Source organism: Neobacillus camarae, from assembly GCF_054950115.1.
In genome coordinates, this window is the sequence record NZ_JBUCKX010000005.1 from 382,752 (window position 1) to 406,835 (window position 24,084).

Sequence of the window (24,084 nt, forward strand, 5' to 3'; positions counted from 1 at the left end):
GTTCCCCCTTTACCTTAAGGGTCACGGAAAGTAAACACTGATGGTAGTATGCGTTAAGTAGACAGAAATTAGCCTAAATACATGAAGAAAACTCATAATAACAACTGCAAAGGGTCAGTTGAAGTTTTACTTTACAAAAAAAAGTCTCCAGCCTATGCACTGCATAAATTGGAGACTTTTATATACCCGCTTAAAAACCATTTTAGCTTTCCTTGTATTGTTTCCATTGTTGTTGTGAACGTTCTTCTACCACTTGACTGATTAAAAGCAAAACATCTTCTGGAAGATCCTTGCCATCCCAATGAAAACCTCTCTTTATGCACGCATCCTTCAATTTGTATTGTAGTGACTCCTCCGTGTTCCGCTCATCTGTGAGCCCCAAAATATAATCGACGGATACTCCAAATAGTTTGGAGAATCCTTTTAATTTTTCTAAGGGAGGCTGCCGGTATTCCGATTCATAAGACGCATAGGTGGACTTTTTTATTCCCAGTCTCCTCCCCGCCTCCTCCATCGTTAAACCCTGTTCTAGTCTTAGTTCTTTAAGGCGTTCGCCAAACATTTTCATAACCATCCTTATGTTTCATTATGCCTCTTTAGCCAGATATTGTTCAGACATAAAATAAATAACATCTTGATACTCGGAGACTTTTTGTTGTACCAGTTGGATTTCCTTTTTGCTGACCTTCTTCTGGAACTTATGATAAATGGCAAATGTGCCAATAACCGCTTGATTTCTAAAAAAAGGAATGGACCACCCAGTTTGAAATCCATGCTGGGAAAAATGCTCACGGAATGGCCCCCATAGCGGATCGGATAAAATATCGGTAATCACCACTTTACGCTGATGGACAGCGGAACCACAAGAACCGCACTGGCTGTCAAAAGCATTTAACTTATTAATTTCAAAAAAGAAATCAAAAAATGCTACAGGAAATTGCGGTCCAGCACCATGATAGATTTTGTTTTCCTCTGGGCAATAAAATAACATCGTCACATAGCTATCCGGTATATGTTTTTCCAAATCCAAGCATAGTTCTCCCAGTTTCATTTTCATTTCAATTACTTTGAACTCTTCCTGTGTAATGAAATCGTCAATAAGCGCCTCTAAGTGAACACGAATATTGGTTTCTTTCTTGACCAACATAGGATTAATGGTGGTAAGCATCTCTCTGATTTTCTTATTTGCATTATATTTCTTTAAAGAAACCACCAGTTTAGAGTCTAATTCCATAGCTCCTCCTTGTTTGTTAAATACTTCCTTTTCATAGTTTACCGAAAGTGTTCCTCCCTATTCATGCACAAAAAAAAAGAGACACTACTTATAGTGCCTCTACTTAGTATTATTCTTAATAATTTTGTCTATCAAATACGATCCGTCCGGCTACCACAGTTTTCAAAGCTTTTGCTTTAAGCATATCTTCAGAAGTTCCATCCAATAAATCTCGGTCAAAAATTGAAAAATCGGCCAAATAGCCGGGTTTGATTAGACCCCGTTCATGTTCTTTGCAAATAGCCTGGGCACTGCCAACCGTGTACATCTGAATCGCTTGAAACCGGGACAGCTTTTCTTCGGGCTGGTAACCATCATGGGAATCACCCGGTTTTTTGCGTTCAACGGCTGCATAAATCGAGACAAGCGGATTAATGTCTTCAATAGGGGCATCCGTTCCTGCCGCACACATAAATCCACGGTCGGTTAATTTCTTCCACGCATATGCCCATTCCAGCCGGTCCGTACCGAGCCGCTCCATCACCCACGGAAAATCGGACGGGACAAAAGCAGGCTGAAGATCGAGAACCACCGGCAGCTTTTCCATTCTTTCCACCAAGTCTTCCCGCAATACACAGCAATGGATCAAACGGTCGCGTTTACCGTTGGTCAGCGGGTATTTTTCAATAGCATTCAGAATCTGTTCTGCTGCCGAATCACCAATGATATGCACAGCAACCGCTTCATCGTATTCACGCGCCAGCTTCACCAAAGATTCCAACTCTTCATCGGTTTGAATGAGCAAGCCCTTCTGATTGGGTCTGTCCGAATAGGGCTTGGATAATGCGGCAGTTGCACCGCCTAACGCACCATCCGCAAAAATTTTCATTGCGCCCGGTTCGATGAATGGCTCGTCATATGGGGCATTCGCTTCCATCATTTCCTTAAAGACCGCATGATGTCGCAGCAAATTGATTCTAAAATGGTGTTTCTCACCGACAACTCGACGGAAAGCGGTGAGCGGATTGGTAAACCTCCCAAAATAATTCATATCCTCCGTATGGCCGCCGGTTAAACCATAAGAAAGCATGTCCTCAATCGCTAGATTAACTGTTTCGGTTAAGTAATCGATATACGCATCCCCTTCCTTTGGAATCGCATTCGTTACCGCATTGGCCGCCTGGTCATATAAAAGGCCATTTAATTTTCCTTGTTCATCCCTGCCAAATTCCCCACCTGCAGGAGGCTGGCTTGTTTCGGTTATGCCCCCGGCTGCCAGGGCCGCTGAGTTGGCTAACACAACATGGTGGCAAACCCTTGTTAACAAAATGGGTTGTTTTCGAATGGCGTCAAGCTCGTTCATTGTTGGAATGCGTTTATCCGGAAATAGGTTATCATTCCACCCTTCACCAAACAACCATTGGTCCGGAGGAGTGGACTCTGCTGCATCCTTCACTATCTGAAGCATTTCCTCCGCTGACTTGGCCTTCGTTAAGTCAAGCCTAATCAGCTTTTCGCCTTGATATATGATATGCAGGTGACTATCGACGAACCCAGGGTACATCGCAGCACCCTGCAGGTCGATTTCCTCTTCTGCTTGGGGACTGAGTTCCTGATAGCTGCCCACCGCGAGAATTTTATCATCATCCGTGAGAACTGCCTCTACGGTATCCAGTTCCTTCTCCATGGTGTAGATTTTTCCGCCGTGCCATAATTGTTTCATTCCTGATCACCTTTATCTAGCTATTTTTAATTTTCCATATCTTCTATACTATCAAAAGGTTGGTTAATAATCTATTTGTGCTTTTTTTAATGAAAGATATCTCTTTTTACAAAGAGGGATTTGGTAAAACGCCACATGACTTTTGGGTTGGTCAGCCATTTAATGTTCGCGTTGTTCTTGTGGTTCTCGAGAATCTTTGCCACAAGAAATTTCGTAACCGGTTCCACCTTGTCCCCTAAAATGTTGAAGATTTTTTGGTTGTGTTCATCCAGTGATTTTCTTAAAAAATCTGTGGCCACCATGCCAGGGCTCAGCCTTCCAACTTTGATATGGGTATCCTTTGCTTCTATAGCCAATGAGCGTGTAAAATAGGTAATCGCACTTTTAGAAGTTCCGTAGATGGTCATCTTTTCCCGCATCATGCCATTGCTGCCGAAACCCTCCATGTTATAAATTTGTCCCTCCCCTTGTTTCAACATGTGTTGGAATGCTACATGGCATCCATTCATGACTCCCAATAGATTTGTCCGCAGGACCTGATCATAGTCCGATGCGTCCATTTCCCAAAAATACTTTCTTGCCTGGTCGATACCGGCGTTATTAATCCAGATATCAATTTTGCCAAAATGGTCTTCAGCCTGATTCCAGAGCCTTTCCATTGAATTTCGGTCTTCTGAGCTGCCTGCAAAACCGCAAACGGATTCTTGATAAGATTCCCCAAGTACAGTTAATGCATGGTCAACACTTGCATCACTTCTGCCATTAATCGTTACTTTACATCCCGCTTTTAAAAATTCTTGTGCCAGTCCGTATCCAATTCCCCTCGTACTCCCTGTAATGACCACGTGTTTCATCGCTGGCTCCCTCACTTTTTCAACAAACTGATAGTATTTACCTCATTATAAGGTATTTCCTGCTTGTCGCTTACACCTTGAATTGATTATTTTTCATAGAATTGATGAACATTTGGTGAAAATGTCTTTCAGAATAACATGATGACTAAGAGCGAAAACTATCTGCAGATTTGAATGTTGTGCCATATGGGGTGCAGTGATGAATAAAGAAGAAAAAATCAAACAGGTTGGAGAACTTTTTTACAGGTTTCATGAACTTCATCAAGATTTTGGAAGGTTGTGGCTGGAAGAAACGTTATTTCATTGGGACTGGTGGATTGCCTTTGCATTGTCCGCCGGATCATGGGCATTTTGGATCTTTTATCGAAAAAAAGACAGTACCCAGCGCCTTTTGTATGCTGGTATTTTTGCCATCTTGATTTCCGTTTGTTTGGATTACGTGGGCACCGCGCTTGGGTTGTGGTACTATTCGGGAAAATTGACTCCATCTTTCCCCGCCTGGCTGCCGTTTAATTTTTGTATGCTGCCTGTTTCGATTATGTTTTTGATACAAACAAAACCTCATATTGCCCCATGGAAAAAAGGGATCTTTCACGGTTTGTTAACCAGTTTTGTTGGTGAACCAATCTTCTCATGGTCCGGTTTTTATGTGCTGACCGGCTGGGAATACTACTATTCTGTTCCCATTTATGCCCTTATGTATATGTTTTGTCATTGGTTAACAAACCGGAGTACATATGAAAAAACATTTCAGCAGAAATGATTTTTTTAAGATAAATGGACGATGCAGGAATAAATCCATCCATTTATTCTATACTAATAACAGGACTTGTAGCTCAATGTTTAGAGCAGCTGTATCGCACTCACCTGTGTGATATGTGCATCTTATGGGTTAAAATCCCATCAAGTCCTATCAAACCTGGAGCGCTCCTATATGGAGCGCTCTTTATCTGTTGTATAATGAGTGTCTTCCAAAGGATTCCGGTGTCAAATTTAATGCTGTTACCGGCGGTTGGAATGGTTACAAAAAAAAAAACCAGGACTGAGTCCTGGGTCTAATCCAGCTCCCTAACCTCAATAGGAAGCAACACACGATCAATTTGGTCCCGATGCGGCTCAAATTGGGTCGGCAGCATCAATTTTTCTCCCAAACTTTCTTTCGGTTCATCAATAACGAAACCTGGCGGGTCGGTGGCAATCTCAAACAAAATTTCCCCATGTTCTCTAAAATAAACGGAATTGAAATAGTTTCTGTCCTTCACTGGGGTCACGCCGTACCCATTTGCCTGCAGGTACCTCTTCCAATCCAATTGATCCTCATCATTGTCAGCCCGCATGGCAATATGGTGAACTGTACCCACGCCCATGGATCCACGGCCAACCGGAGTTAATTTTACATCAATAATATTGCCTATTTCCCCGGCAGCGCGGTAACGGACGAAATCTTCTTCTTTTCCAACAAAGTCGAGTCCCATCAATTTTTCCAATAGGTCCATGGTCTTTTCTGGCTGAGACGATAATAAGACTGCCCCGCCAAAGCCTTTAATGGCAACCTCAGGAGTGACTCCGCCAAACACCCAAGTATTGGCTTCCCCTTCTTCTCTTTCGACTAGCTCCAAGTGAAGCCCGTGAGGATCATCAAATTCTAGATACTGTTCATCAAAACGTTCCAATTTTGTGATTGGTACGTTAAATTTGTTCAGCCTTTCTTCCCAGAAATCCATCGATCCTTTTGGAATTACGTAGGTGGTCACGCCCACCTGGCCGTCGCCAATCCTTCCCCTATATGCATCCGGCCATGGAAAAAATGTGATAATGGTGCCCGGTTTGCCCTCTTCATTCCCGAAATAAAAATGATAGGTCCCGGGATCATCGAAATTGACGGTAGTTTTAACTAATCTCAAACCCAATACCCCAGCATAAAAGTCTACATTTTCCTGGGGATGACCCACAATAGCTGTAATATGGTGTATGCCTCGCGTTTTCTTACTCATAAAATCCCCTCCCATAACAACGTATAACCGTATTTTGCCCCTGTTTTCATATCAATATATTTCGATTTAATATATCTTTAATTCAAGATAATTTTAAAACTCTTTTAATTTTTAGTCAACCGTTAAATTTTAATGGTAAAATATGGCTATCTTCCGTTGACATTAAAGAAAGTGAAATAAATAACCATACATTTCGTCCATTAAAATAAAGGAGGGATCTTATTGAAAAAACTAGGGCTATTTGTTTTGATTGTGGGACTATTCTTTCTTACCGCCTGCCGTTCCACACCTTATGAAAGCCGTACGATTATTGATTGGGTTGATTTTGTCAAATGGAATGGAAAAGAGTATCAGGGGATTTATGAAGGGACTTTATCCGATGAAAAATATCTCGGGGAAAAAATAGGGGCTGTCAAGTTCCAAGTAGCGGACAATGTCGACAATCCCAGCTATAAAACTAAAGACGGAGACGCGGCCTTTCACCCTAAAGGGACAGAAATCTACTCAATTAAAGACAATCCGAATTTACTCGCAATCAAATCTTCAACCGATTTGAATGGATATCGAGTGTATTATTCGAACGATGAAATGGAGTACCAATGGCATTATAAGGATATGCCAAGCGACAAAGTTACCCGAATTGAAATTTATCACCCCTATACAGATCAAGGAACTCAAAAGATAGCAGAAATCACTCAACCAGAAGAGCGGCAAAAATTTCTTCAACTATTACAGGACAGTCAAGAGAACCCCAATTTCCAACCTGATACCAGCCAAGGAGATCCCCTCTACTATGAAACGGTTTTATATACGGACGGACCGATTGCCTATAAATATGATTTACAGTTTGACGGCCAAACCTATTTTTGGCACCCTTGGGATACCTCAATTCTGGCTGATGAAATCAAGACATTTATTCCTGACAAACCATAGAAAAACTAACAAGGCAGCTTAAGACTTTGGGACGCTCCCTTTTTACCCTTTTCAACCTTTTTGACTCGTCTCGGGCGATTGGAACGCTCCCTTTTTACCCTAATCACTTTTTAGCCCAGCTTGGGCCATTTGGGCACCATTTACTTTACCCTTTTTAACTCATGGCCAGGCATTTCCCTTGAGTTCTTAGAATCCTAGAACTTTATCCAACTTGTTAAATTCAGTCAAAATGTCTTGATAGGTTGTTTCAACAGACTTTACATCTATTTTTACCTCGAAGTCAGTACTTACCTCCGCAAAGATAGCACTGAACGACTCCAATTTTTGTATCCATATTTGGACTTCTTTCATTTGTTCAATGGAAGGATCCATATATGTATAAACATTAAACGAATGCAAATTGGCACAAAATTTTTCATATAGGTCAGAACGTGCCTTGCCTTTTTTGTCAGCGGCATGCAATAAATCCTTCATGCTGGTCAATACATTCTTTCCTTGCTGCAACAATAAATCTCTGCTGTTTGATGAATCCATTTCTACAACGACCTTTCTTAACAATGCTTAATGAAATGACTATCCAATATACCATTATATCACGTTAGAATAATGTTGATATTAAACGAGGGTTATTAAAAAAGGCAGCTGAAAAAGCTGCCTTTTACCAAATGTGCATATTAATCCAAATGTAAAGGGCGCAATTTCTCTTCAATCTTATTACGGCGCGGTTCTAAAAATGGCGGCAATGCAAGTGACTGGCCCATTGTTTCCATTGGCTCATCCGTCGCAAACCCAGGTGTATCCGTAGACAATTCAAACAAGATACCATTCGGCTCCCTAAAATACAATGCCTTAAAATAATATCTTTCCACTTTTCCTGAATTCGGGAGACGGTGTTCTTTTAACCGCTCCGCCCACTGGTCGTATTCTGCTTCATTTGGGACTCGGAAGGCGACATGATGAACCCCGCCGCGGCCTAAACGAGCCTTCGGAAGATCCGGCCGTGTTTCAATATGGACCTCTGCTCCGCTTCCCCCTTCGCCTGTCGCATAAACCCTAATATCCTGGTGAATCCCGGTACCAGAAGGATAGGACCCCACAAAGCGAAAACCCATCACCTCGGTTAACACGCCAATGGTGGGTTCACTCATAGAGACAGTTAATGTAACCGGCCCTAAACCAATAATCGCGTGTTCGGGCGGAATATCGTCCCGCTTCCAAGGTACCCCTGCCCGCACGCCTTGTTCACCATTATCCGCAACCAATCTTAAAGAAGTTCCTTCAAAATCTTGAAAATCCAGGGTGTCACGATTGGCCCGTTGTTCAATGTCACCATGACCAATACGAAAACTGTCAAATCGGTCTTTCCAGAATTGCAAAGAGTCCGTGTTTTTCACGCGTAATGAAACGGTGGAAATATCGGAAGTCCCGTGATACGTATGGCCCAATCCGGGAATGTCGAAAAAAGTGACTTCCGTTCCCGGTGTTCCTTCCGCATCCGCATAAAAGAGATGATACGATTCGGTGTTGTCTTGATTAACAGTCTTTTTAACCAAGCGCATGCCAAGGACTTTTGTATAAAATTCGTAATTTCTTTCCGCTTTGCCGGTCAAAATGGAGACATGGTGCAGCCCTAATAATTCCATCCTATTTGCCCCCTAAATAGGTTTCTTTGTACCAAGCCGCAGCCGCATGTACCTCATCGATGGTCAATTGATGGCCACGGTTTTCCCAATGCATTTCCACCTGTGCATTCGCACTGGTTACTAACGATTCCAGTTCAATCGATTCTTCCTGCGGACAAATGGGGTCATTGGTTCCAGCCGAGATAAACACCGATTTTCCTGACAAATCAGGAAGCTCTATTCCTCTTCTTGGCACCATGGGGTGATGGAGTATTGCCCCGCTTAACGCGTTTTGGTAATGGAATAATAAACTGGCGGCAATATTGGCCCCATTAGAATAGCCGATGGCCAATATTGCATTCCGATCAAATTCATATTTCTGGGCTGCTTCATCAAGAAAATCATTCAATTCTTTTGTTCGAAAAATCAAGTCCTCGATATCAAAAACCCCTTCTGCGAGACGCCGGAAAAAACGTGGCATGCCATTCTCTAACACGTTCCCACGAACACTCAAGACAGAAGCTTGGTCATCAATCATTCCCGCGAGTGGAAGTAAATCCAATTCGTTACCACCCGTTCCGTGGAGCAGAAGCAAGGTTGGCCGTGACGAATCTTTCCCTTTTTGGAAGATATGTTTCATTTATTAATCCCCTTTCCCATTTAAAGGTTACTGTTTCTAACTATCCTAAACCTATTTTGGCCTTTCTATTGAAAATATTTCTCCGATTTTCGCATAATCATGACCTGCCAATCGTCCAACTGCAGCCAACCCCCGAGGGTCCACCCTTCCACTTTGATAAATCGCCTCGTCTATGTGAAATTGAACCACTCTTCCAATCATAAAATCGCAGCTTGTTGACTCCCTGTCGCCCAATTCTAGTGATTTTTCTAAGATACACTCCATTCGAAATTTGGCTTCTTTTATTCCTGGAACGGAGATCTTCAGGCTGGGAATCGGAGTAAAGCCTGCGAGATCCACTTCACTTTCATCAGGCGGAAGGCTTGCAGCCGTTTGGTTTACTTTTTCCACATTGATTTCATCGACGATATGAATCACAAATTCTTTCTTGTTTACAATGTTTCTGGCTGTATCTTTTAGTCGGCCCTTGGAACGGCCAATTGATAAGGAAATCAGTGGCGGATTGGATGAAACCACGTTGAAATAACTAAACGGAGCCCCATTAATGATCCCTTCATTTGACAGGGAAGTTACAAATGCTATCGGTCTTGGAATAATACTTCCGATTAACAATTTATAATTATCTCTTTCTGTTTGGATAGATGGGTCGATGGATAACAAGAAAATCATCCCTTTCTTACGTGAATGGACACTTTAAATAAACATTAACACTCTAAGAAAGACAAAATCAAAAAGGAATCGTATATCTCGAAATCGAGACAATTGTAAAGGAGAACTCCGCTTTCTGTCAAATTTTAGACTGTAAGAAAAATTTTAAAAATGATTATGTTCACAATTGGCATGTTTGTCTATACGTGAAATTCCATTCTTACATATGCTGTATTGAACTATGACTTAGGAGGTGAAAGTATGAGCGGTCAAGGTATGGGAGCAGGCTTTGCTTTAATTGTTGTTCTCTTTATTCTTCTGATCATTGTAGGTACTAGCTACTTATATTATTAAGGCATAGGTCTAAAATGATCGACTAAAAAAGATCGGCCAATTTCCAAAATTGGCCGATTTTTTATGATAAACTGAACGAAAAGGAGGTCCGGACCAAGTGAAAATAAATGCTGAATCCTTCCCGTTACTTGAAAGGTTGATGTCCGCCGAAGAAGTTTTCTGGCTTAATCCGAATCGAAAAAAGGGCGAAGCGGCCATCAAACAAACTCCGATTAATTTTTCAGATGTAAGCGAAGCAAACGAACGCTTAACTCGATTTGCCCCATACATTGCCAAGGTATTTCCTGAAACACAGTCTTCAAACGGAATCATTGAATCTCCGCTAGTTAAAATTCCGAAGATGAAGAAACAATTAGAACAGGTGTACGGTCAAGCGATAAAAGGCGAGTTATGGTTAAAATGCGATAGCCACCTGCCAATCTCAGGGTCAATCAAAGCCCGTGGCGGGATTTATGAGGTTTTAAAACACGCCGAGAAGCTGGCAATCGAACATAACTTATTAACTTTTGATGATGATTATTCCATTTTGGACAGTGAAAGGTTTCGCACCTTTTTCTCCCAGTACTCCATTGCTGTGGGTTCGACCGGAAATCTGGGCTTGAGTATCGGAATTATCAGTGCAAGACTCGGCTTTAACGTCACCGTCCATATGTCAGTTGATGCGAAACAATGGAAAAAAGACTTGCTCCGAAGCAAGAATGTCAAAGTGGTGGAGTATGAAGCCGATTATAGCAAAGCTGTTGAATCAGGAAGACTTCAATCACAGGCAGACCCTTTATCCCATTTTGTTGACGATGAGAATTCCCAAGACTTATTTCTAGGCTATGCCACCGCTGCAGTCCGCTTCAAGACACAGTTAGACAGTTTACATATTCAGGTTGATGACGAACACCCGCTATTTGTATATTTGCCGTGTGGAGTTGGCGGTGGACCAGGTGGTATTGCGTTCGGCTTAAAGCTCATGTTTCAGGAACATGTTCACTGCTTTTTTGCGGAACCTACTCATTCCCCCTGTATGCTGCTCGGTTTAATGACTGGCCTATATGATCAAATTTCCGTACAAGATATAGGACTGGATAATCACACAGAAGCGGACGGCCTCGCTGTTGGCAGACCTTCCGGATTTGTTAGCAAGGTTATGGATCCAATATTAAGCGGGTGCTATACGATTCGCGATGAAGAGCTATTTAAGCTGCTTAAAATCCTTGCAGACTCTGAAAATTTTTATTTAGAACCGTCTGCCTTAGCCGGAATGAAAGGCCCCATTTTATTAAATCAAGATCAGGGCGGGTACTTACAAAGCGGCAATTTGTTGAACAAAATAAACAAGGGTACCCATATTGTTTGGGCAACGGGCGGGAGCATGGTTCCAAAGCTCGAGATGGAAAGGTATTACAAAATAGGAAATGCGCTGCGGTAGGTATTAGAACTATTGAAATGCGTAATAGTTCACGAGACTTTAAAAGATCCCATATTGGTCAACATGCTTACTGCTAGGTGCTTGTTTACGTATGTTGGGGTGGTTTCCTATTCTAATTAGCTTGTTCAACAGCTTGACTGACTCCACAATATAAGGCCCTTTATTCAGCATAATACATTCTGCCCGCAGACCTTGAACAGCATCCGTCATTTCAGAGCGGGCCGGAATGCCCTTTTTGGTCATTCTTTCCAACACCCCTGTAGCCCAGATGACCGGAATGAATGCGGCTGAACAAATCGTTAGAATTTCTTCTTGGACATAAGACATGTTTTCTAACCCCACCTCTACCGCCAGATCCCCTCGAGCGATCATGATTCCGAACTTTTCGAAATGTAACCCTTCCAGAATGATGCGCGCTAAATGATGGATGGCATCTTTTGTTTCAATTTTGGCCACTACTGCCAGGTTGGGCGCACCGTGCCGTTCTACTTCATCCCTTAGTTTTTTCAAATCAAGTGGAGAGTGAACAAAAGAGATGCCCACTATATCGGCATACTTTGTTACAAAAGGCAGGTCACGAAGATCTTTTTCAGTGAGTGCCGGGACATTCAGGGAGATAAGAGAATCCGGCAAGTTAAGTCCCTTCTGTTCTTTGACTTTTTGCGGCCGGACCGCTGGTGAAATAATTTCCAACTGGATATACTCTGCCGTGATTTTTTGAATCTTGCCCTGAATTTTCCCATCATCAATAAAAGCCGGATCCCCTACCCGGACATTGCGAAATGCTTTTTCGTTGGTCACAGGAACACCAGCAGGCTCTGCTTCGGTTGCCGGGTGGCCAATTCGGTCCGGATTTAGGTATAAACGAAGTAAATCTCCTTTAACTACTAAAATACCGTTGGATTTCAATCTTCCAATGCGCAGCTTAGGACCTGCTAAATCCATAAACACTTTACATCTGCCAAAATTCTTGCCCTCTTCCCATAACTTTTGCTCTGTTTCACGGAGCGTGATGATGAATTTTCTCCAAATGTTCTCATCATGGTGGGCACAATTGATTCGTGCAATGTGCATGCCATTGATCAATAGATTTTCCATGATTTGCGGCCGGTAAATCATAGATTCATCTAATGTCACCATCACAGATGTTGGTAGTGTGCTTTCCCTTTTTCCGAATAAATCCTCGGTGCGTTTCCGCAAAATGGCTTCTGATTCTGCAGGAGTGACGATGGAAATCTGGGATGGAGGCAGTTCCTGAATTCCTAATCGGTTTAAAATTTGGATAAAGCTAAACACCATGTGACGATGGGACTGTTTAAGTGATGCTAATCCGCTTTTCATTAGCTCCTGCTCGATTAATAGATCAAATTTTTCTAGCATGGCTAAGTAAGCTAGTAAATTATCACGATTCGCTGCGCCCTCTTTTAAAGGATACTTCCCAATGGTTGGTTCGCAGACCTGTTTCATATGAAAATAAATATTCATTATTTGCTGTATGAGCTCTTCTTGTTTAGTCAATGTCACAGCTCTTTCGCTCCCACAAAAAAATAAAAACACCTTTTAGTTAATTGAAAAATAAACCAGATTCTAATCATTTCATTGTATGTCGTATATTTATCTTTGTAACTTCATCCTACAGAACTGCAAATGGTCAAGGTCCTAACAAAGCGGGTCCAGATGGTGCTTCGTATTGTAATTTTCCCATCGCAATGTGATAATTTTTATAAACAACGTTTTTTGAAAGAAGGAAAGACAATGGGCTTAAGGTTTCGCAAGAGCTTTAAAATTGCTCCGGGGATCAGAATGAATTTGGGTAAAACCGGGGTTGGCGTTAGTTTTGGTGGACCGGGGTTAAGATATTCGATTCACAGCAGTGGAAGAAGGACAACAACCGTGGGGATTCCGGGATCGGGCTTATCTTATTCCACAACCACGGGAGGAAAATCCTATAAAACCCCTGCCTATCAAAGACGAAACGAACTGGCAAGACTCCAAAGGGAGCAGCAGAAGCTAGAGGAAATGGATTACGCAAGGCTTCAGGTGGATTTATATGAAAACCGGCTGGAACAGATTCGCTCCATCCACCATGAATGTGACGATTCTATCGATTGGCGGGAAATTCTCCGGCGCCTGCCTCCCTTCCAACCTGGCCAGGAAGGCCCCAATACCCTAGCGGCCCGCCAGCAACTTGAATCTTATCAGCCTGGCTTGATGGATCGGCTGTTTAACCGGGATGAGACAAAAGTAAGGCAGCTCCAAAAAGCCATTGAAACGGCAAGGGTACAGGATATGGATTTGTTAAATGGTTGGAAGCAAATGCATGATCTGGCGGAACGGGTGCTATATCGCGATATTGAGGCTTATTATGAAGTCATTCAAGAAATGGCTCCCCTCGATGATCTTGTCGAGTTTGGCAGCGGCTTTGAATTCGGCACGGATAACCCATATGAAATTCATGTATCGTTTGACGTGAATGCAGAAACCGTGATTCCCAACAAAGCTCTTACTCTTACCAAAACAGGAAAATTATCAGAGAAGAACCTAACGAAGACGGCTTATTATGATATCTACCAAGATTATGTATGCAGCTGCGCCTTAAGAATTGCCAGGGACATGCTGGCATTGCTTCCGATTACGAATGTTTTTGTCCATGCATACGAGGACCGGATTAATGCAGCCACCGGTCACATGGAAAAACTCACGATTTTATCTGTTAAATACGACCGTCTTACGATGAACCGGCTCAATTTTGCCCAATTGGACCCATCTGACTCATTGTCCAACTTTCAGCACAAAATGAATTTCAAGAAAACCCAAGGCTTTGAGGATGTTGGGGAAGAATTAAGTTAGAGGGAATGGCGAAACCCCAATACCTTCAGACATGAAAAAGAGAAAACCTAAGCAGCGCATGGCTCTTAGGTTTCTTCTTTTTATGCCCCGGTTTGACTGCGAGTGAACTACTCTTCATTCAAATGAAGAGCTTCTCGTTTCATTGAACGACTCATACCTCACTCTCCACGAGCGTGACTTCCGGCCGTTCCAGCTGTAGAAAATCCAAGTTTGTAGGTTATTCCTACACGTACAGGAATCATTTTACGTGGCAACTGTTTCCTTGTCACACCCCCCCTTATGATTCAGTTATCACAGAACGAATGTTCTTAATGATAAAGTATCATAATCTGAATTTTTGTACAAGGACGGAGGGCTGACTACCATCTCCTTTTTTTAATAAAGGAGGATTTCCCGTTAACTTATCCTAAATCCAAGATATCTTGTCCCCTGGAAGGATAGTTCACCCTCATCCCCCTCAGCTAATTGTCCGTATTCCCGTCCATTGATTCTGAACTCCGTTCTGTTACCGCTTTCATATTGAAAAGTGACAAAATAACTAGTGGATGCGCGCTGGTTAGGTCCCCCTCCCCTTACTTTGGTGCGTTTGGAAACCACAGCGGCTGAAACTTTTAAACCGGGTTGTTTATTATTTGAGCTCCACTGTTTTATACTACGAAACAATGAAAAACAATACTTCCAAATATGATCAATATAATGATTGGGAGTGAACTATTCTTCATTCAAATGAAGAGCTTTTCGTTTCATTGAGCGACTCATGCCTCACTCTCCACGAGCGTGACTTCCGGCCGTTCCAGCCGTAGAAAATCCAAGTTTGTAGGTTATTCCTACACGTACAGGAATCATTTTACGTGGTAACTGTTTCCTTGTCACATCCCCCTTATGATTCAGTTATCACAGAACAAATGTTCTTAACGATAGAGCATCATAATCTGAATTTTTGTACAAGGACGGAGGGCTGACTACCATCTCCTTTTTTAAAAAAGGAGGATTCCCGTTAACTTATCCTAACATTCTCATAAAATTAAACAGCTGAAAACCTTGGTCAAAATCCACTTCCCTCTCCCCCATCCCATATCTCTAATTCCGCTATATCAGGCTCCATTTGGATTAACAACACTTCTAAATCTTGTGATATCAACCATCTTAGAAGAACATATGATACACTCATACTATACGGAAAGTGGGTTGGTGAAAAAAATGAAGAGGATTATTCTATTCGACGGGGTATGTAATCTTTGCAACCGCAGCGTCCAATTTATTTTACAAAGAGACCCAAAGGGATTGCATCATTTTGCTTCGCTCCAAGGCAAAGCAGGGCAAGAGCTGATAAGAAAGTTCAACCTCCCCCCTAACATGGGCAGCTTTATTTTAATAGAAGATGATACTGTATATATGAAATCTACTGCTGCCCTTAGAGTATGCCGCCAATTGAAAGGCGGCTGGAAGTTACTTACCATCTTATTCGTCATTCCTACACCCTTTCGGGACGGATTCTATCAGTTTGTTGCCCGCAACCGTTATAAATGGTTTGGCAAAAATGAAAGCTGCATGCTCCCACTGCCTGAATGGAAAACACGGTTCTTGGATTGAAGAACCTTTAATCATCCCCCTAATATATTAACGACCGTTGTCTGTTAAATTAACTCCGGTCGGTCGTTAATCCTGCTTTATTAACGACCGTTCTCTAATAAAATGACCGCGAACCGGCGTTAATCTGGCTTATTAACGACCGTTCTCTGATAAAACGACCGCGAACCGGCGTTAATCCTGCTTATTAACGACCGTTCTCTGGTAAAATAACCCCGATCGGGTGTTAATCGGGTCATATTGATTGTTGCAGTGGATTGGATGGCATTGCAACTGTCATTTCTGATAGTTCAAGTCCCAACTGATTCCGTAGGCATCCTTGACTTTTCCGTACTTGGCCCCCCAGTAAGTATCCTGTAATTCCATGTGAATCGTGCCATTTTTACGGAGTGCATCATATACTCTCTGAATTTCTTCTTCACTTTCAAAATCCAATGCCAATGAAATATTATTTCCTACAACAATGGAGGAACCTGGTGAGGCATCTGAAGCCATAATGAACAAATCATCTTTACGGAAGCGGGCATGAATTAGTAAATTTTCTGCCCCTGGCACCTTATATCCCGCTTGCTCATAGGTTTGCAAATCGGAAACTTCCCCGCCAAATATACTTTGATAAAACTCCAAAGCCTCCCGGCAATTTCCAGTAAACATGAAGTAAGGTGTTGCTTGTCCTCTCATTTATACTCCTCCTAGTTTATGCGTTGTTAAGCATTATTTCATTCCCTTAAAACTTTCCTTGTGGAACTTACCAATATAGCGAAACAGCTCTTTCCCATCTTCACGGTCCGCAGAATCCGGGTCTAAATGCAGGTACATAGCCTGATAAGGTTCTGGTACCCATATGTATTGGTGAAAATAGTCTGTTGGAGTAAAACCGCATTCCTGCCAAAAGTGTTTACGGCCGTTATTTTGTTCGGATGCTTCAGCCTCGACCTCGATGATAATCCTGTCAAATCGTCCTGACGTTGAAGCCCAATTGATTATGTAGTGGACCAGCCTACGCCCAATCCCTTGGTTTCGTAAAGCTTGGTCTACGGCCAAGTAATCAATGATTAAGGCTGAATGTCCCTTTAATCTTCCAGTTAAAGCCATCCCGACAGCACGGTCCTCCATATAAACAATATGTAAGGTGCAAAGTTCCTTCATTAGCATGTTACGGATCACCTTTTCTGGTTTTCCGCCTTTAGTGGCAAATGCTTGTTGATAAATGTGACTGACCTTTTCCCAGATTTCTCGGTTCCAACCATCAAAAGTTCTGAACTCCAACTTTATAATCCCCCACAATGTGAATTTCCCCTATATCATAGCATATAAGCTCAAAACAAAAAAAGGAGCCCTTGAACAACATGTCAAGGGCCCAAACAAGACTTTACCAATTTGGCAAAATCTCAAATTAGGAGGTCTAAACTCAGAAGAATTTAAACAAGATTATTTTACCATTTTCTAAATATTCTTTCAACGATTTAACGCAATAAAGAAAAAACGCATCCAAAGTCTTAAAGAATAGGAAAAATGCCATTAATATTGGCTGAAATTTCCTTTTAATATAATTGAATAATCCTGTTGACATACCTGTATATACAAGTTAGAATGAAAACGTAATCAAAACTTGTATATACAGGTATGATAAATGAAAACGCTGTATAAAGTGGAGATAAAAACAAATAATGAAAAATGGCATCTTGCACTATTAAAGGGGGAAAAAACATGTCGAAATACACAGATCCAGCAAAGGAATTACTAGAACATATCGGCGGCAATGATAATATTGCGGCGGTAACGCATTGTTCCACAAGAATGCGCTTTGTTCTAAACGACCCTAAAAAAGCAAATATTGAAAGAATAGAAGGAATGAAGCTTGTAAAAGGGACATTCACCCAAGCAGGCCAATTCCAGGTGATTATTGGAAATGAAGTGGCAAGCTTCTACAATGACTTTATCAAACTTGCAGGTGTGGACGGGACTACCAAGGAAAGTGCCAAAGTAGCGGCAAAACAAAATATGAATTGGCTGCAACGAGTTATGGCCCACCTCGCCGATATCTTTACCCCATTGATTCCGGCACTTGTGGTCGGAGGTTTGATTCTCGGCTTCAGGAATATCATCGGTGATATTAAGCTTCTTGACGACGGAACCAAAACGATTATTGAAGTGTCACAATTCTGGGCCGGCGTCCACTCATTCCTATGGTTGATAGGTGAAGCTGTGTTCCACTTCCTTCCAGTCGGCATCACTTGGTCGGTTGCGAAAAAGATGGGTGCATCGCAAATTCTCGGTATCGTGCTAGGTATTACGCTAGTATCACCGCAATTGCTGAACGCTTATGCTGTTGCCGGTGCCAAAGATATTCCGGTTTGGGATTTCGGTTTTGCTAAAATAGAAATGATCGGTTACCAAGCTCAAGTTATTCCTGCGATTTTAGCAGGACTCGTACTGGCATTTTTAGAAACAAGATTACGCAAAGTTGTTCCCAATTCAATTTCAATGATTGTCGTGCCGTTCTTAGCGTTAGTTCCAACTGTTTTAATTGCTCACACCGTTTTAGGCCCTATCGGCTGGGCAATCGGTTCTGGGATCTCTCATGTCGTCTATTCCAGCTTAACTTCTGCATTTGGCTGGTTGTTCGCCGCAATCTTTGGATTCGCATACGCGCCATTGGTTATTACAGGCTTGCACCACATGACCAATGCGATTGACCTGCAATTGATGAGTGAACTCAATGGTACCAACCTTTGGCCAATGATTGCTCTTTCAAATATCGCACAAGGCTCAGCGGTTCTTGCGATGATTTATCTCAACCGCAAAGATGAAGAAGAGAAACAAGTTTCCATCCCTGCTGCCATTTCTTGTTACCTTGGGGTAACCGAACCAGCGATGTTTGGTATCAACTTAAAATATGGATTCCCGTTCCTTGCAGCCATGATTGGTTCGATGTGTGCAGCAGTTGTATCCGTCGGCAGCGGCGTTATGGCCAACTCGATTGGTGTCGGCGGTCTGCCTGGTATCCTATCCATTCAACCGCAGCATATGTTAATGTTTGCGATTTGCATGGCCATTGCCATTGTAGTCCCATTCATCTTGACTCTCATTTTTGCAAAAACAGGATTAAAAAAGCTGCCTTTTAAAAAATAGTGAAAAACTCCAATAAGGAGGGAGCCGGTCTCCCTCCTTTTCTACTTCGGATCCATCAACAGGCAGCAATTCGAGTTTTCTCTTGATGATATAGAAGTGAACATGTTACTCTCAAGTTAAAAGGATATAACCAGTCCCTAATCCGGCCGTGTTCACATGAATCGATTATGTATATAACGGAGATGCCTTTTATGACCAATAAGTATATAACCATTTATAATACCATAGTGGAAAAAATTAAAGGCGGACAACTAGTGCCCCATTCACTTTTACCTTCTGAAAATGAATTGGCGGAACAGTTTAACACGTCACGGGAAACCATTCGAAAAGCGTTAAACTTACTGTCGCAGAATGGCTTTATCCAAAAGGTCCGCGGTAAAGGTTCAATTGTCATTGACGTCAATAAGTTTGACTTCCCTATTTCCGGGCTGGTTAGCTTTAAGGAATTAGCGGATAAGTTGAACAGCCGCCATCGTACAATCGTCAACGAGCTTTCCTTAATGAAACCCGACCATTTTATCAAAGAGCAACTTCAGCTCTCGTCCAAAGATCAGGTATGGAAAAGTGTGCGGACAAGAGAAATTGGCGGGGAAAAAATTATTCTCGATAAAGACTTTTTAAATAAAAAGTACGTTCCGCTCCTCTCACGGGAAATCAGCGAGAACTCTATTTACGAATATCTTGAAAAAGAGTTAAACTTGACCATCAGCTTTGCTAAAAAAGAAATTGTCGTCGAGGAGCCGACAGACGAAGACCGGTCCTTGCTTGACCTAGAAGGCTACCACAATGTGGTGGTCATCAAAAGCCATGTCTATCTGGATGACGCCAGCCTGTTTCAGTACACCGAATCCCGACACCGTCCCGATAAATTCCGATTTGTCGATTTTGCACGGCGGACACACTAGGCACTAAGGCACTGGAGCTAGACCATTCTCAACGTCAATCATTTATTTTATCGTTCAAAAAAGCCTTACCCGGTTACAACACCCGGATAAGGCCTTTTTTACATAGAATGAACTATTTTTCTTTTGCCGTTGCTGTTTCAGAATGAAGCTTCTTTTTTTCATTACGATAATGGACAACGAACGTAGCAAGGAACGCCAAAATTAATAGGCCGAAAAAGACGATATGATCAATATGGATTCCAAATACACTGGCAAACATTTTGACTGCGATAATGGCAATCAATATGAATGCCGTATTTTCCAACTCAGGAACTTTGTCAATTAACACCAAGAAAAACTTAGCGACAGTCCGCATCATCAGGATGCCCAGCATTCCGCCGATTAGGAGAATCCAAACCTTCTCGGAAACCGCAAATGCTGCTAAAATACTATCTGCCGAGAAGGCAATATCCATTAACTCAACGGATATTACCGTACCCCAAAACACTCCGAAAGTCCGGACGAGCCAACCATCTTTCTTGACTTCCTCGGCATCTCCCTCTTTTTCGCCCAGCCAAAAATGTTTGACTACCAACCAAGCCAAGTAGGCGGCACCAAGTACTTTTATCCACCAGAATTTTATCAGCAGCATGCCAAGACCGATAAAAACAAACCGGAAGAAATAGGCGCCAAATAGCCCGTATGTCAATGCCTTTTTACGCTGCTGCGGTGGAAGATGCTTCACCATTACGGCTAAAACTAAGGCATTGTCTGCTGATAGCAGTCCTTCTAAAATGACCAAAGTACCTATGTACCCCCAAGAAACGGGATCGGATAATACCTCAACCCACATCCCCCAATCAAAGAACGAGGCATATGTTTCCATCACCTGTTGCCATATTTCCAATTATTTTCCTCCTTCAAAAAAAGTTATTATTCTTCTAATCTACTATGACTGAATGTCCATGAATCAGGTACCTATCATCAAAATCAGTGTGTGACAAAAAGTTTGGTATGTTTCACTTTTTGTGGATTCTCCTCAGTGGCCACTAAGGGAAATAATAAAATGAAGCCGTATGGGCTGCATTCTATACGTTACATACGCAGAGATAGGAAGAAAGGTTTCAAAAATATCTATTTTTGCTACAATAGGAATATCGTTTAAACCTTGAGGTGATGAGAATGTGCGGCCGTTTTACCTTAACTGCAACAGTGGATGAACTGATTGACCGATTTGACATAGAGTCTTTTCTGGATGAGGAGAGCTATGCCGCAAGCTATAACATAGCCCCATCGCATTCAGTTTTGGCCGTGATTAACGATGGGCACGCAAACCGGATGGGATTTTTAAAATGGGGGCTGATTCCTTCTTGGGCAAAAGATCCGTCCATTGGCAACAAATTGATTAATGCAAGGGCGGAAACATTGGCAGAAAAACCGAGTTTCCGTCAATCTTATCGGAAAAAGCGATGTTTAATCATTGCCGATAGTTTCTATGAATGGAAACGGCATGGGGATCAAACCAAAACACCCATGCGGATAAAAATGAAAACAGGAAATCTATTTGGCATGGCAGGATTATGGGAGCATTGGAAATCTCCTGCAGGAGAATCCGTTTTTTCCTGCACGGTGGTTACGACTGTACCTAACGGGTTAATGTCGGGTATTCATGACCGTATGCCTGTTATTTTAAAGCCAGAAGATGAAAAAACCTGGTTAAGTCCTTCCACAACTGATTTCAACGTTTTACAAAGCTTGTTAGTCCCGTTTGATCAGAATGAAATGGAGGCATACGAAGTCTCTCCCATGGTCAATTCGCCTAAAAATAATTCCGTGGAACTTATCCAAAAAATTTGTTAAGCCCATTTTTGTTCAGGCAGGACAAGTTGACTACATGGTTGAACAAGCCATGGCATAGATTATATTACCCATTTAGTTTTTCCTTCTTTGAAGCGGCTGTTAGCCGCTTCTTTTTTATCCCTACCTCCCCCAACTTTGTTTCTTTTAGATTTTTTAAAAGATTAAAACTATTATATAATAGAAGTGACAAATAGATATTAGGGGGAATTTTGATGGATAGTATGGTAACCCAGTTTAGTTCGCTGCCGACAACGTGTATTTCGGATAGTATGAATGGCTTAAACAACCTCCATCCTACTATTAAACCATTAAAGGAAGAATTCAAACTTGCTGGCAGAGCGTTTACCGTTCAAATCCCGGTGGGAGACAACCTGGCTGTTTTAAAAGCCATCAGGGAAGCAAAACCGGGTGATATCATAGTGGTGGATGCCAAAGGGGATTCGTACAGGGCGATTGCCGGTGATTTTGTTGCCGGGATGATGAAGACCCTTGAAATTGGCGGATTAGTGGTGGACGGTGTGATTCGGGACATCGTTGGAATCAAACAACTAAACTATCCTGTCTTTTGTAAGGGAACGACTGTGGCGGCAAGCGGCAAAGCCGGGGTTGGCGAAATCAATATTCCGATTTCCTGCGGCGGCATGACCGTACACCCTGGAGATCTCATTGTCGGGGATGCCGATGGCGTAGTGGTGGTTCCTCAGGCCATAGAACATGAAGTCTTGATGAAAGCAAAGGAAATACTAAAAAGAGACGAAGACCGGGAAGCAAACATTTCGGGGAATCCTGAAGCGGTTAGGAAACATCTTGATCAATTATTTTCTAAATAAAAGTCATTACACGCATTGGGATATACATAAAAAAGCAAAAGAGCGGGTTTCAACACCTGCTCTCTTGCTTTTTTTTACGTTAAGAACTGGATGGTTTAATCAGAGAGATTCATGTGATAGATGAACATTTCCCCTTTTCTTCCCATTGCCCTTAAGCCTCTGTCCTGAAACCCTAATTTTTTATAAACATACTGCGCCCTTGTATTGTTCAAATTGACGCAAAGCATCACTTCGTTTTTGTCGGGAAATTGGGTCCGGACAAACTCTGGCAGCAATTTTTATGAATGTTGGGCGATACCCTTTCCCTGATAGGATGACTGGACCGAAAAAGCTCTTAACAGAAGGGCGTTTTCATTATCGCAGTACTCTTGTACGCCCCGCCACCCATGGAGAACGAAGAATCCTGCAGGAGTGTCATGATAGAAAATGATAACAGGGAACCTTTCGTCATCTTTTTCACAAGCAGCCAATGCGGCTTTAGGATGGGCTGTAAATTGGGTTTGTTCGTCAGTTAAAATGTAATTCACCATCTGCTGTTTATAGGTTGGCTGATAAAATCCCAACCGGACTGGATCTGGCAAAATCATTCCTCCCCCGCCTTTTATACGAAAATTCCAACACTGTTTGGGTTGATACTGACCGTTTTTCCATTCTATGTAGTCTTTGAATCTATTTTACTTTTTAAAATGGTTTGATTTGAAAAGGATGCAGAGCAGCATCCTTTTCTGTTGTGCTTAAACTCAGATGTTCTTTTCGCCTATGGTTTAATACCTTCCAAACCAGCCGGGGTAACCAGGATAGCCCCCATATCCGGGATGACCAGGATGTCCCCAATATCCTGGGAAGCCCGATGTCCCTCCGAAAACGCTTGTAACAGGATAACTTCCCAATCCATGCATAAAGGGATGTCCCCCCAGACTGCCACTATAACTAGTCGGAAATCCTCCTGTTCCTCCAAATCCGGTCATGCCGGGATATCCTCCCATTCCTCCAAAACCGGCCATGCCAGGATTCATTCCCATCCCGCTGGTTCCTCCCATGCCAGGACTCATTCCCATCCCGCTGGTTCCTCCCATGCCAGGACTCATTCCCATCCCGCTGGTTCCTCCCATGCCGGGACTCATTCCCATCCCGCCAGTTCCTCCCATGCCAGGACTCATTCCCATCCCGCTGGTTCCTCCCATGCCGGGACTCATTCCCATCCCGCCGTGGCCTCCCATGCCAGGACTCATTCCCATCCCGCCGTGGCCTCCCATGCCAGGACTCATTCCCATTCCGCCGGTTCCTCCCATGCCAGGACTCATTCCCATTCCGCCGGTTCCTCCCATGCCAGGACTCATTCCCATTCCGCTGGTACCCGGCATACCGGGAGTCATCATTGTCTCATGTCCGCTCATATCAGGTGATTCCCCATAACTACTAAAACCACCAGTAGGTTGTTGATTAAACATCAGAGCATCTCTCCTTATATAGGTTACAGTCTAGACTATGACTAAACTGAAAATAAGGATTAGGCAAATTCCCTATATTAAGC

At 42.5% G+C, this 24,084-nt stretch carries 26 protein-coding genes and 1 tRNA gene; 11 read left to right on the forward strand and 16 right to left on the reverse strand.

The annotated features are described in order from the left end of the window. Positions 1–202 precede the first annotated feature (202 nt). The 4 genes from ACY8D0_RS26715 to ACY8D0_RS26730 all read right to left on the reverse strand — a co-directional run bounded on the left by ACY8D0_RS26715 (position 203) and on the right by ACY8D0_RS26730 (position 3,790). On the reverse strand, positions 203–562 hold the full coding sequence (locus ACY8D0_RS26715) for a helix-turn-helix domain-containing protein (RefSeq protein ID WP_462413489.1): 360 nt from the start codon (positions 560–562) through the stop codon (positions 203–205). Between the two features lie 24 nt (positions 563–586). After that, complete coding sequence (locus ACY8D0_RS26720) at positions 587–1,234, reverse strand: GAF domain-containing protein (RefSeq protein WP_462413490.1); 648 nt, start codon at positions 1,232–1,234, stop codon at positions 587–589. Positions 1,235–1,349: 115 nt separating this feature from the next. Beyond that, the gene (locus ACY8D0_RS26725) at positions 1,350–2,936 is read right to left on the reverse strand and encodes an amidohydrolase (RefSeq protein WP_462413491.1); all 1,587 of its coding nucleotides are present in this window, start codon (positions 2,934–2,936) and stop codon (positions 1,350–1,352) included. Positions 2,937–3,022: 86 nt separating this feature from the next. Further along, positions 3,023–3,790: an SDR family oxidoreductase gene (locus ACY8D0_RS26730; protein WP_462413492.1), complete on the reverse strand. Its 768-nt coding sequence runs from the start codon at positions 3,788–3,790 to the stop codon at positions 3,023–3,025. A 199-nt stretch (positions 3,791–3,989) separates the two neighbouring features. Here ACY8D0_RS26730 and ACY8D0_RS26735 point away from each other — a divergent pair, with 199 nt between their 5' ends. Both ACY8D0_RS26735 and ACY8D0_RS26740 read left to right on the forward strand, forming a co-directional pair. Then, entirely contained in the window at positions 3,990–4,553 is a 564-nt protein-coding gene (locus ACY8D0_RS26735; protein WP_462413493.1) for a CBO0543 family protein, read from the forward strand. Positions 4,554–4,615: 62 nt separating this feature from the next. Next, positions 4,616–4,702 (forward strand) — tRNA-Ala (locus ACY8D0_RS26740). Positions 4,703–4,845: 143 nt separating this feature from the next. On the opposite strand, the gene ACY8D0_RS26745 is transcribed toward ACY8D0_RS26740, so the two are convergent. Beyond that, positions 4,846–5,784 carry a ring-cleaving dioxygenase gene (locus ACY8D0_RS26745; RefSeq protein WP_462413494.1) on the reverse strand — a complete coding sequence of 313 codons (939 nt, stop codon included), beginning with the start codon at positions 5,782–5,784 and terminating at the stop codon, positions 4,846–4,848. Between the two features lie 222 nt (positions 5,785–6,006). Between ACY8D0_RS26745 and ACY8D0_RS26750 the strand changes: the two genes are divergently transcribed. Beyond that, positions 6,007–6,717 (forward strand): hypothetical protein, encoded by a 711-nt coding sequence (locus ACY8D0_RS26750; protein WP_462413495.1) that lies wholly within the window; start codon positions 6,007–6,009, stop codon positions 6,715–6,717. A 186-nt stretch (positions 6,718–6,903) separates the two neighbouring features. On the opposite strand, the gene ACY8D0_RS26755 is transcribed toward ACY8D0_RS26750, so the two are convergent. From ACY8D0_RS26755 to ACY8D0_RS26770, 4 genes are all read right to left on the reverse strand, one after another. Continuing rightward, a complete protein-coding gene (locus ACY8D0_RS26755; RefSeq protein ID WP_462413496.1) occupies positions 6,904–7,251 on the reverse strand; it encodes a hypothetical protein in 348 nt (115 codons plus the stop codon). A 140-nt stretch (positions 7,252–7,391) separates the two neighbouring features. Next, positions 7,392–8,360, reverse strand: coding sequence for a ring-cleaving dioxygenase (locus ACY8D0_RS26760; RefSeq protein WP_462413497.1), 969 nt, complete (start codon positions 8,358–8,360; stop codon positions 7,392–7,394). A gap of 1 nt (position 8,361) precedes the next feature. Beyond that, positions 8,362–8,979, reverse strand: coding sequence for an alpha/beta hydrolase (locus ACY8D0_RS26765; protein WP_462413498.1), 618 nt, complete (start codon positions 8,977–8,979; stop codon positions 8,362–8,364). A 51-nt stretch (positions 8,980–9,030) separates the two neighbouring features. Further along, a complete protein-coding gene (locus tag ACY8D0_RS26770) occupies positions 9,031–9,639 on the reverse strand; it encodes a flavin reductase family protein (protein WP_462413499.1) in 609 nt (202 codons plus the stop codon). A 249-nt stretch (positions 9,640–9,888) separates the two neighbouring features. Here ACY8D0_RS26770 and ACY8D0_RS26775 point away from each other — a divergent pair, with 249 nt between their 5' ends. Together ACY8D0_RS26775 and ACY8D0_RS26780 are read left to right on the forward strand one after the other, a co-directional pair. Next, a complete protein-coding gene (locus tag ACY8D0_RS26775) occupies positions 9,889–9,981 on the forward strand; it encodes a YjcZ family sporulation protein (protein ID WP_462413500.1) in 93 nt (30 codons plus the stop codon). A 97-nt stretch (positions 9,982–10,078) separates the two neighbouring features. Next, positions 10,079–11,401 carry a D-serine ammonia-lyase gene (locus ACY8D0_RS26780; protein WP_462413501.1) on the forward strand — a complete coding sequence of 441 codons (1,323 nt, stop codon included), beginning with the start codon at positions 10,079–10,081 and terminating at the stop codon, positions 11,399–11,401. A gap of 39 nt (positions 11,402–11,440) precedes the next feature. Here ACY8D0_RS26780 and ACY8D0_RS26785 read toward each other — a convergent pair whose 3' ends face one another. Further along, positions 11,441–12,925: a pyruvate kinase gene (locus tag ACY8D0_RS26785; protein WP_462413502.1), complete on the reverse strand. Its 1,485-nt coding sequence runs from the start codon at positions 12,923–12,925 to the stop codon at positions 11,441–11,443. Positions 12,926–13,156: 231 nt separating this feature from the next. Between ACY8D0_RS26785 and ACY8D0_RS26790 the strand changes: the two genes are divergently transcribed. Next, a complete protein-coding gene (locus tag ACY8D0_RS26790) occupies positions 13,157–14,251 on the forward strand; it encodes a DUF4236 domain-containing protein (protein WP_462413503.1) in 1,095 nt (364 codons plus the stop codon). Positions 14,252–14,647: 396 nt separating this feature from the next. Here the strand turns inward: ACY8D0_RS26790 and ACY8D0_RS26795 are convergent, their stop codons facing one another. Continuing rightward, positions 14,648–14,914 carry a DUF2500 domain-containing protein gene (locus tag ACY8D0_RS26795; RefSeq protein ID WP_462413504.1) on the reverse strand — a complete coding sequence of 89 codons (267 nt, stop codon included), beginning with the start codon at positions 14,912–14,914 and terminating at the stop codon, positions 14,648–14,650. A 537-nt stretch (positions 14,915–15,451) separates the two neighbouring features. On the opposite strand from ACY8D0_RS26795, the gene ACY8D0_RS26800 reads away from it, so the two are divergent. Further along, positions 15,452–15,844: a thiol-disulfide oxidoreductase DCC family protein gene (locus tag ACY8D0_RS26800; RefSeq protein ID WP_462413505.1), complete on the forward strand. Its 393-nt coding sequence runs from the start codon at positions 15,452–15,454 to the stop codon at positions 15,842–15,844. A gap of 273 nt (positions 15,845–16,117) precedes the next feature. Here the strand turns inward: ACY8D0_RS26800 and ACY8D0_RS26805 are convergent, their stop codons facing one another. Further along, positions 16,118–16,522, reverse strand: a complete 405-nt coding sequence (locus ACY8D0_RS26805) for a VOC family protein (protein ID WP_462413506.1) — start codon at positions 16,520–16,522, stop codon at positions 16,118–16,120. A 33-nt stretch (positions 16,523–16,555) separates the two neighbouring features. Beyond that, positions 16,556–17,110, reverse strand: coding sequence for a GNAT family N-acetyltransferase (locus tag ACY8D0_RS26810; RefSeq protein ID WP_462413507.1), 555 nt, complete (start codon positions 17,108–17,110; stop codon positions 16,556–16,558). Positions 17,111–17,551: 441 nt separating this feature from the next. On the opposite strand from ACY8D0_RS26810, the gene treP reads away from it, so the two are divergent. Both treP and treR read left to right on the forward strand, forming a co-directional pair. Continuing rightward, positions 17,552–18,976, forward strand: a complete 1,425-nt coding sequence (gene treP, locus ACY8D0_RS26815) for a PTS system trehalose-specific EIIBC component (protein WP_462413508.1) — start codon at positions 17,552–17,554, stop codon at positions 18,974–18,976. A 191-nt stretch (positions 18,977–19,167) separates the two neighbouring features. After that, positions 19,168–19,881: a trehalose operon repressor gene (treR, locus tag ACY8D0_RS26820; protein ID WP_462413509.1), complete on the forward strand. Its 714-nt coding sequence runs from the start codon at positions 19,168–19,170 to the stop codon at positions 19,879–19,881. A gap of 112 nt (positions 19,882–19,993) precedes the next feature. Here the strand turns inward: treR and ACY8D0_RS26825 are convergent, their stop codons facing one another. After that, positions 19,994–20,767, reverse strand: a complete 774-nt coding sequence (locus ACY8D0_RS26825) for a TerC family protein (protein WP_462413510.1) — start codon at positions 20,765–20,767, stop codon at positions 19,994–19,996. Between the two features lie 275 nt (positions 20,768–21,042). Between ACY8D0_RS26825 and ACY8D0_RS26830 the strand changes: the two genes are divergently transcribed. Further along, complete coding sequence (locus ACY8D0_RS26830; protein ID WP_462413511.1) at positions 21,043–21,720, forward strand: SOS response-associated peptidase; 678 nt, start codon at positions 21,043–21,045, stop codon at positions 21,718–21,720. Positions 21,721–21,932: 212 nt separating this feature from the next. Continuing rightward, complete coding sequence (locus ACY8D0_RS26835; RefSeq protein ID WP_462413512.1) at positions 21,933–22,550, forward strand: RraA family protein; 618 nt, start codon at positions 21,933–21,935, stop codon at positions 22,548–22,550. Between the two features lie 278 nt (positions 22,551–22,828). Here the strand turns inward: ACY8D0_RS26835 and ACY8D0_RS26840 are convergent, their stop codons facing one another. Together ACY8D0_RS26840 and ACY8D0_RS26845 are read right to left on the reverse strand one after the other, a co-directional pair. Beyond that, positions 22,829–23,131: a GNAT family N-acetyltransferase gene (locus ACY8D0_RS26840; protein ID WP_462413513.1), complete on the reverse strand. Its 303-nt coding sequence runs from the start codon at positions 23,129–23,131 to the stop codon at positions 22,829–22,831. 183 nt (positions 23,132–23,314) lie between these two features. Further along, positions 23,315–24,001, reverse strand: coding sequence for a hypothetical protein (locus tag ACY8D0_RS26845; RefSeq protein WP_462413514.1), 687 nt, complete (start codon positions 23,999–24,001; stop codon positions 23,315–23,317). Between the last annotated feature and the right edge of the window lie 83 nt (positions 24,002–24,084).

Coding starts and splice junctions, on each gene's coding strand:
- ACY8D0_RS26775 (WP_462413500.1), top strand. CDS start 9,889: ATGAGCGGTCAAGGTATGGGAGCAGGCTTTGCTTTAATTGTTGTTCTC.
- ACY8D0_RS26805 (WP_462413506.1), bottom strand. CDS start 16,522: ATGAGAGGACAAGCAACACCTTACTTCATGTTTACTGGAAATTGCCGG.
- ACY8D0_RS26715 (WP_462413489.1), bottom strand. CDS start 562: ATGTTTGGCGAACGCCTTAAAGAACTAAGACTAGAACAGGGTTTAACG.
- ACY8D0_RS26765 (WP_462413498.1), bottom strand. CDS start 8,979: ATGAAACATATCTTCCAAAAAGGGAAAGATTCGTCACGGCCAACCTTG.
- ACY8D0_RS26760 (WP_462413497.1), bottom strand. CDS start 8,360: ATGGAATTATTAGGGCTGCACCATGTCTCCATTTTGACCGGCAAAGCG.
- ACY8D0_RS26730 (WP_462413492.1), bottom strand. CDS start 3,790: ATGAAACACGTGGTCATTACAGGGAGTACGAGGGGAATTGGATACGGA.
- treP (WP_462413508.1), top strand. CDS start 17,552: ATGTCGAAATACACAGATCCAGCAAAGGAATTACTAGAACATATCGGC.
- ACY8D0_RS26835 (WP_462413512.1), top strand. CDS start 21,933: ATGGATAGTATGGTAACCCAGTTTAGTTCGCTGCCGACAACGTGTATT.
- ACY8D0_RS26720 (WP_462413490.1), bottom strand. CDS start 1,234: ATGGAATTAGACTCTAAACTGGTGGTTTCTTTAAAGAAATATAATGCA.
- ACY8D0_RS26735 (WP_462413493.1), top strand. CDS start 3,990: ATGAATAAAGAAGAAAAAATCAAACAGGTTGGAGAACTTTTTTACAGG.
- treR (WP_462413509.1), top strand. CDS start 19,168: ATGACCAATAAGTATATAACCATTTATAATACCATAGTGGAAAAAATT.
- ACY8D0_RS26755 (WP_462413496.1), bottom strand. CDS start 7,251: ATGGATTCATCAAACAGCAGAGATTTATTGTTGCAGCAAGGAAAGAAT.
- ACY8D0_RS26790 (WP_462413503.1), top strand. CDS start 13,157: ATGGGCTTAAGGTTTCGCAAGAGCTTTAAAATTGCTCCGGGGATCAGA.
- ACY8D0_RS26725 (WP_462413491.1), bottom strand. CDS start 2,936: ATGAAACAATTATGGCACGGCGGAAAAATCTACACCATGGAGAAGGAA.
- ACY8D0_RS26745 (WP_462413494.1), bottom strand. CDS start 5,784: ATGAGTAAGAAAACGCGAGGCATACACCATATTACAGCTATTGTGGGT.
- ACY8D0_RS26830 (WP_462413511.1), top strand. CDS start 21,043: ATGTGCGGCCGTTTTACCTTAACTGCAACAGTGGATGAACTGATTGAC.
- ACY8D0_RS26800 (WP_462413505.1), top strand. CDS start 15,452: ATGAAGAGGATTATTCTATTCGACGGGGTATGTAATCTTTGCAACCGC.
- ACY8D0_RS26845 (WP_462413514.1), bottom strand. CDS start 24,001: ATGTTTAATCAACAACCTACTGGTGGTTTTAGTAGTTATGGGGAATCA.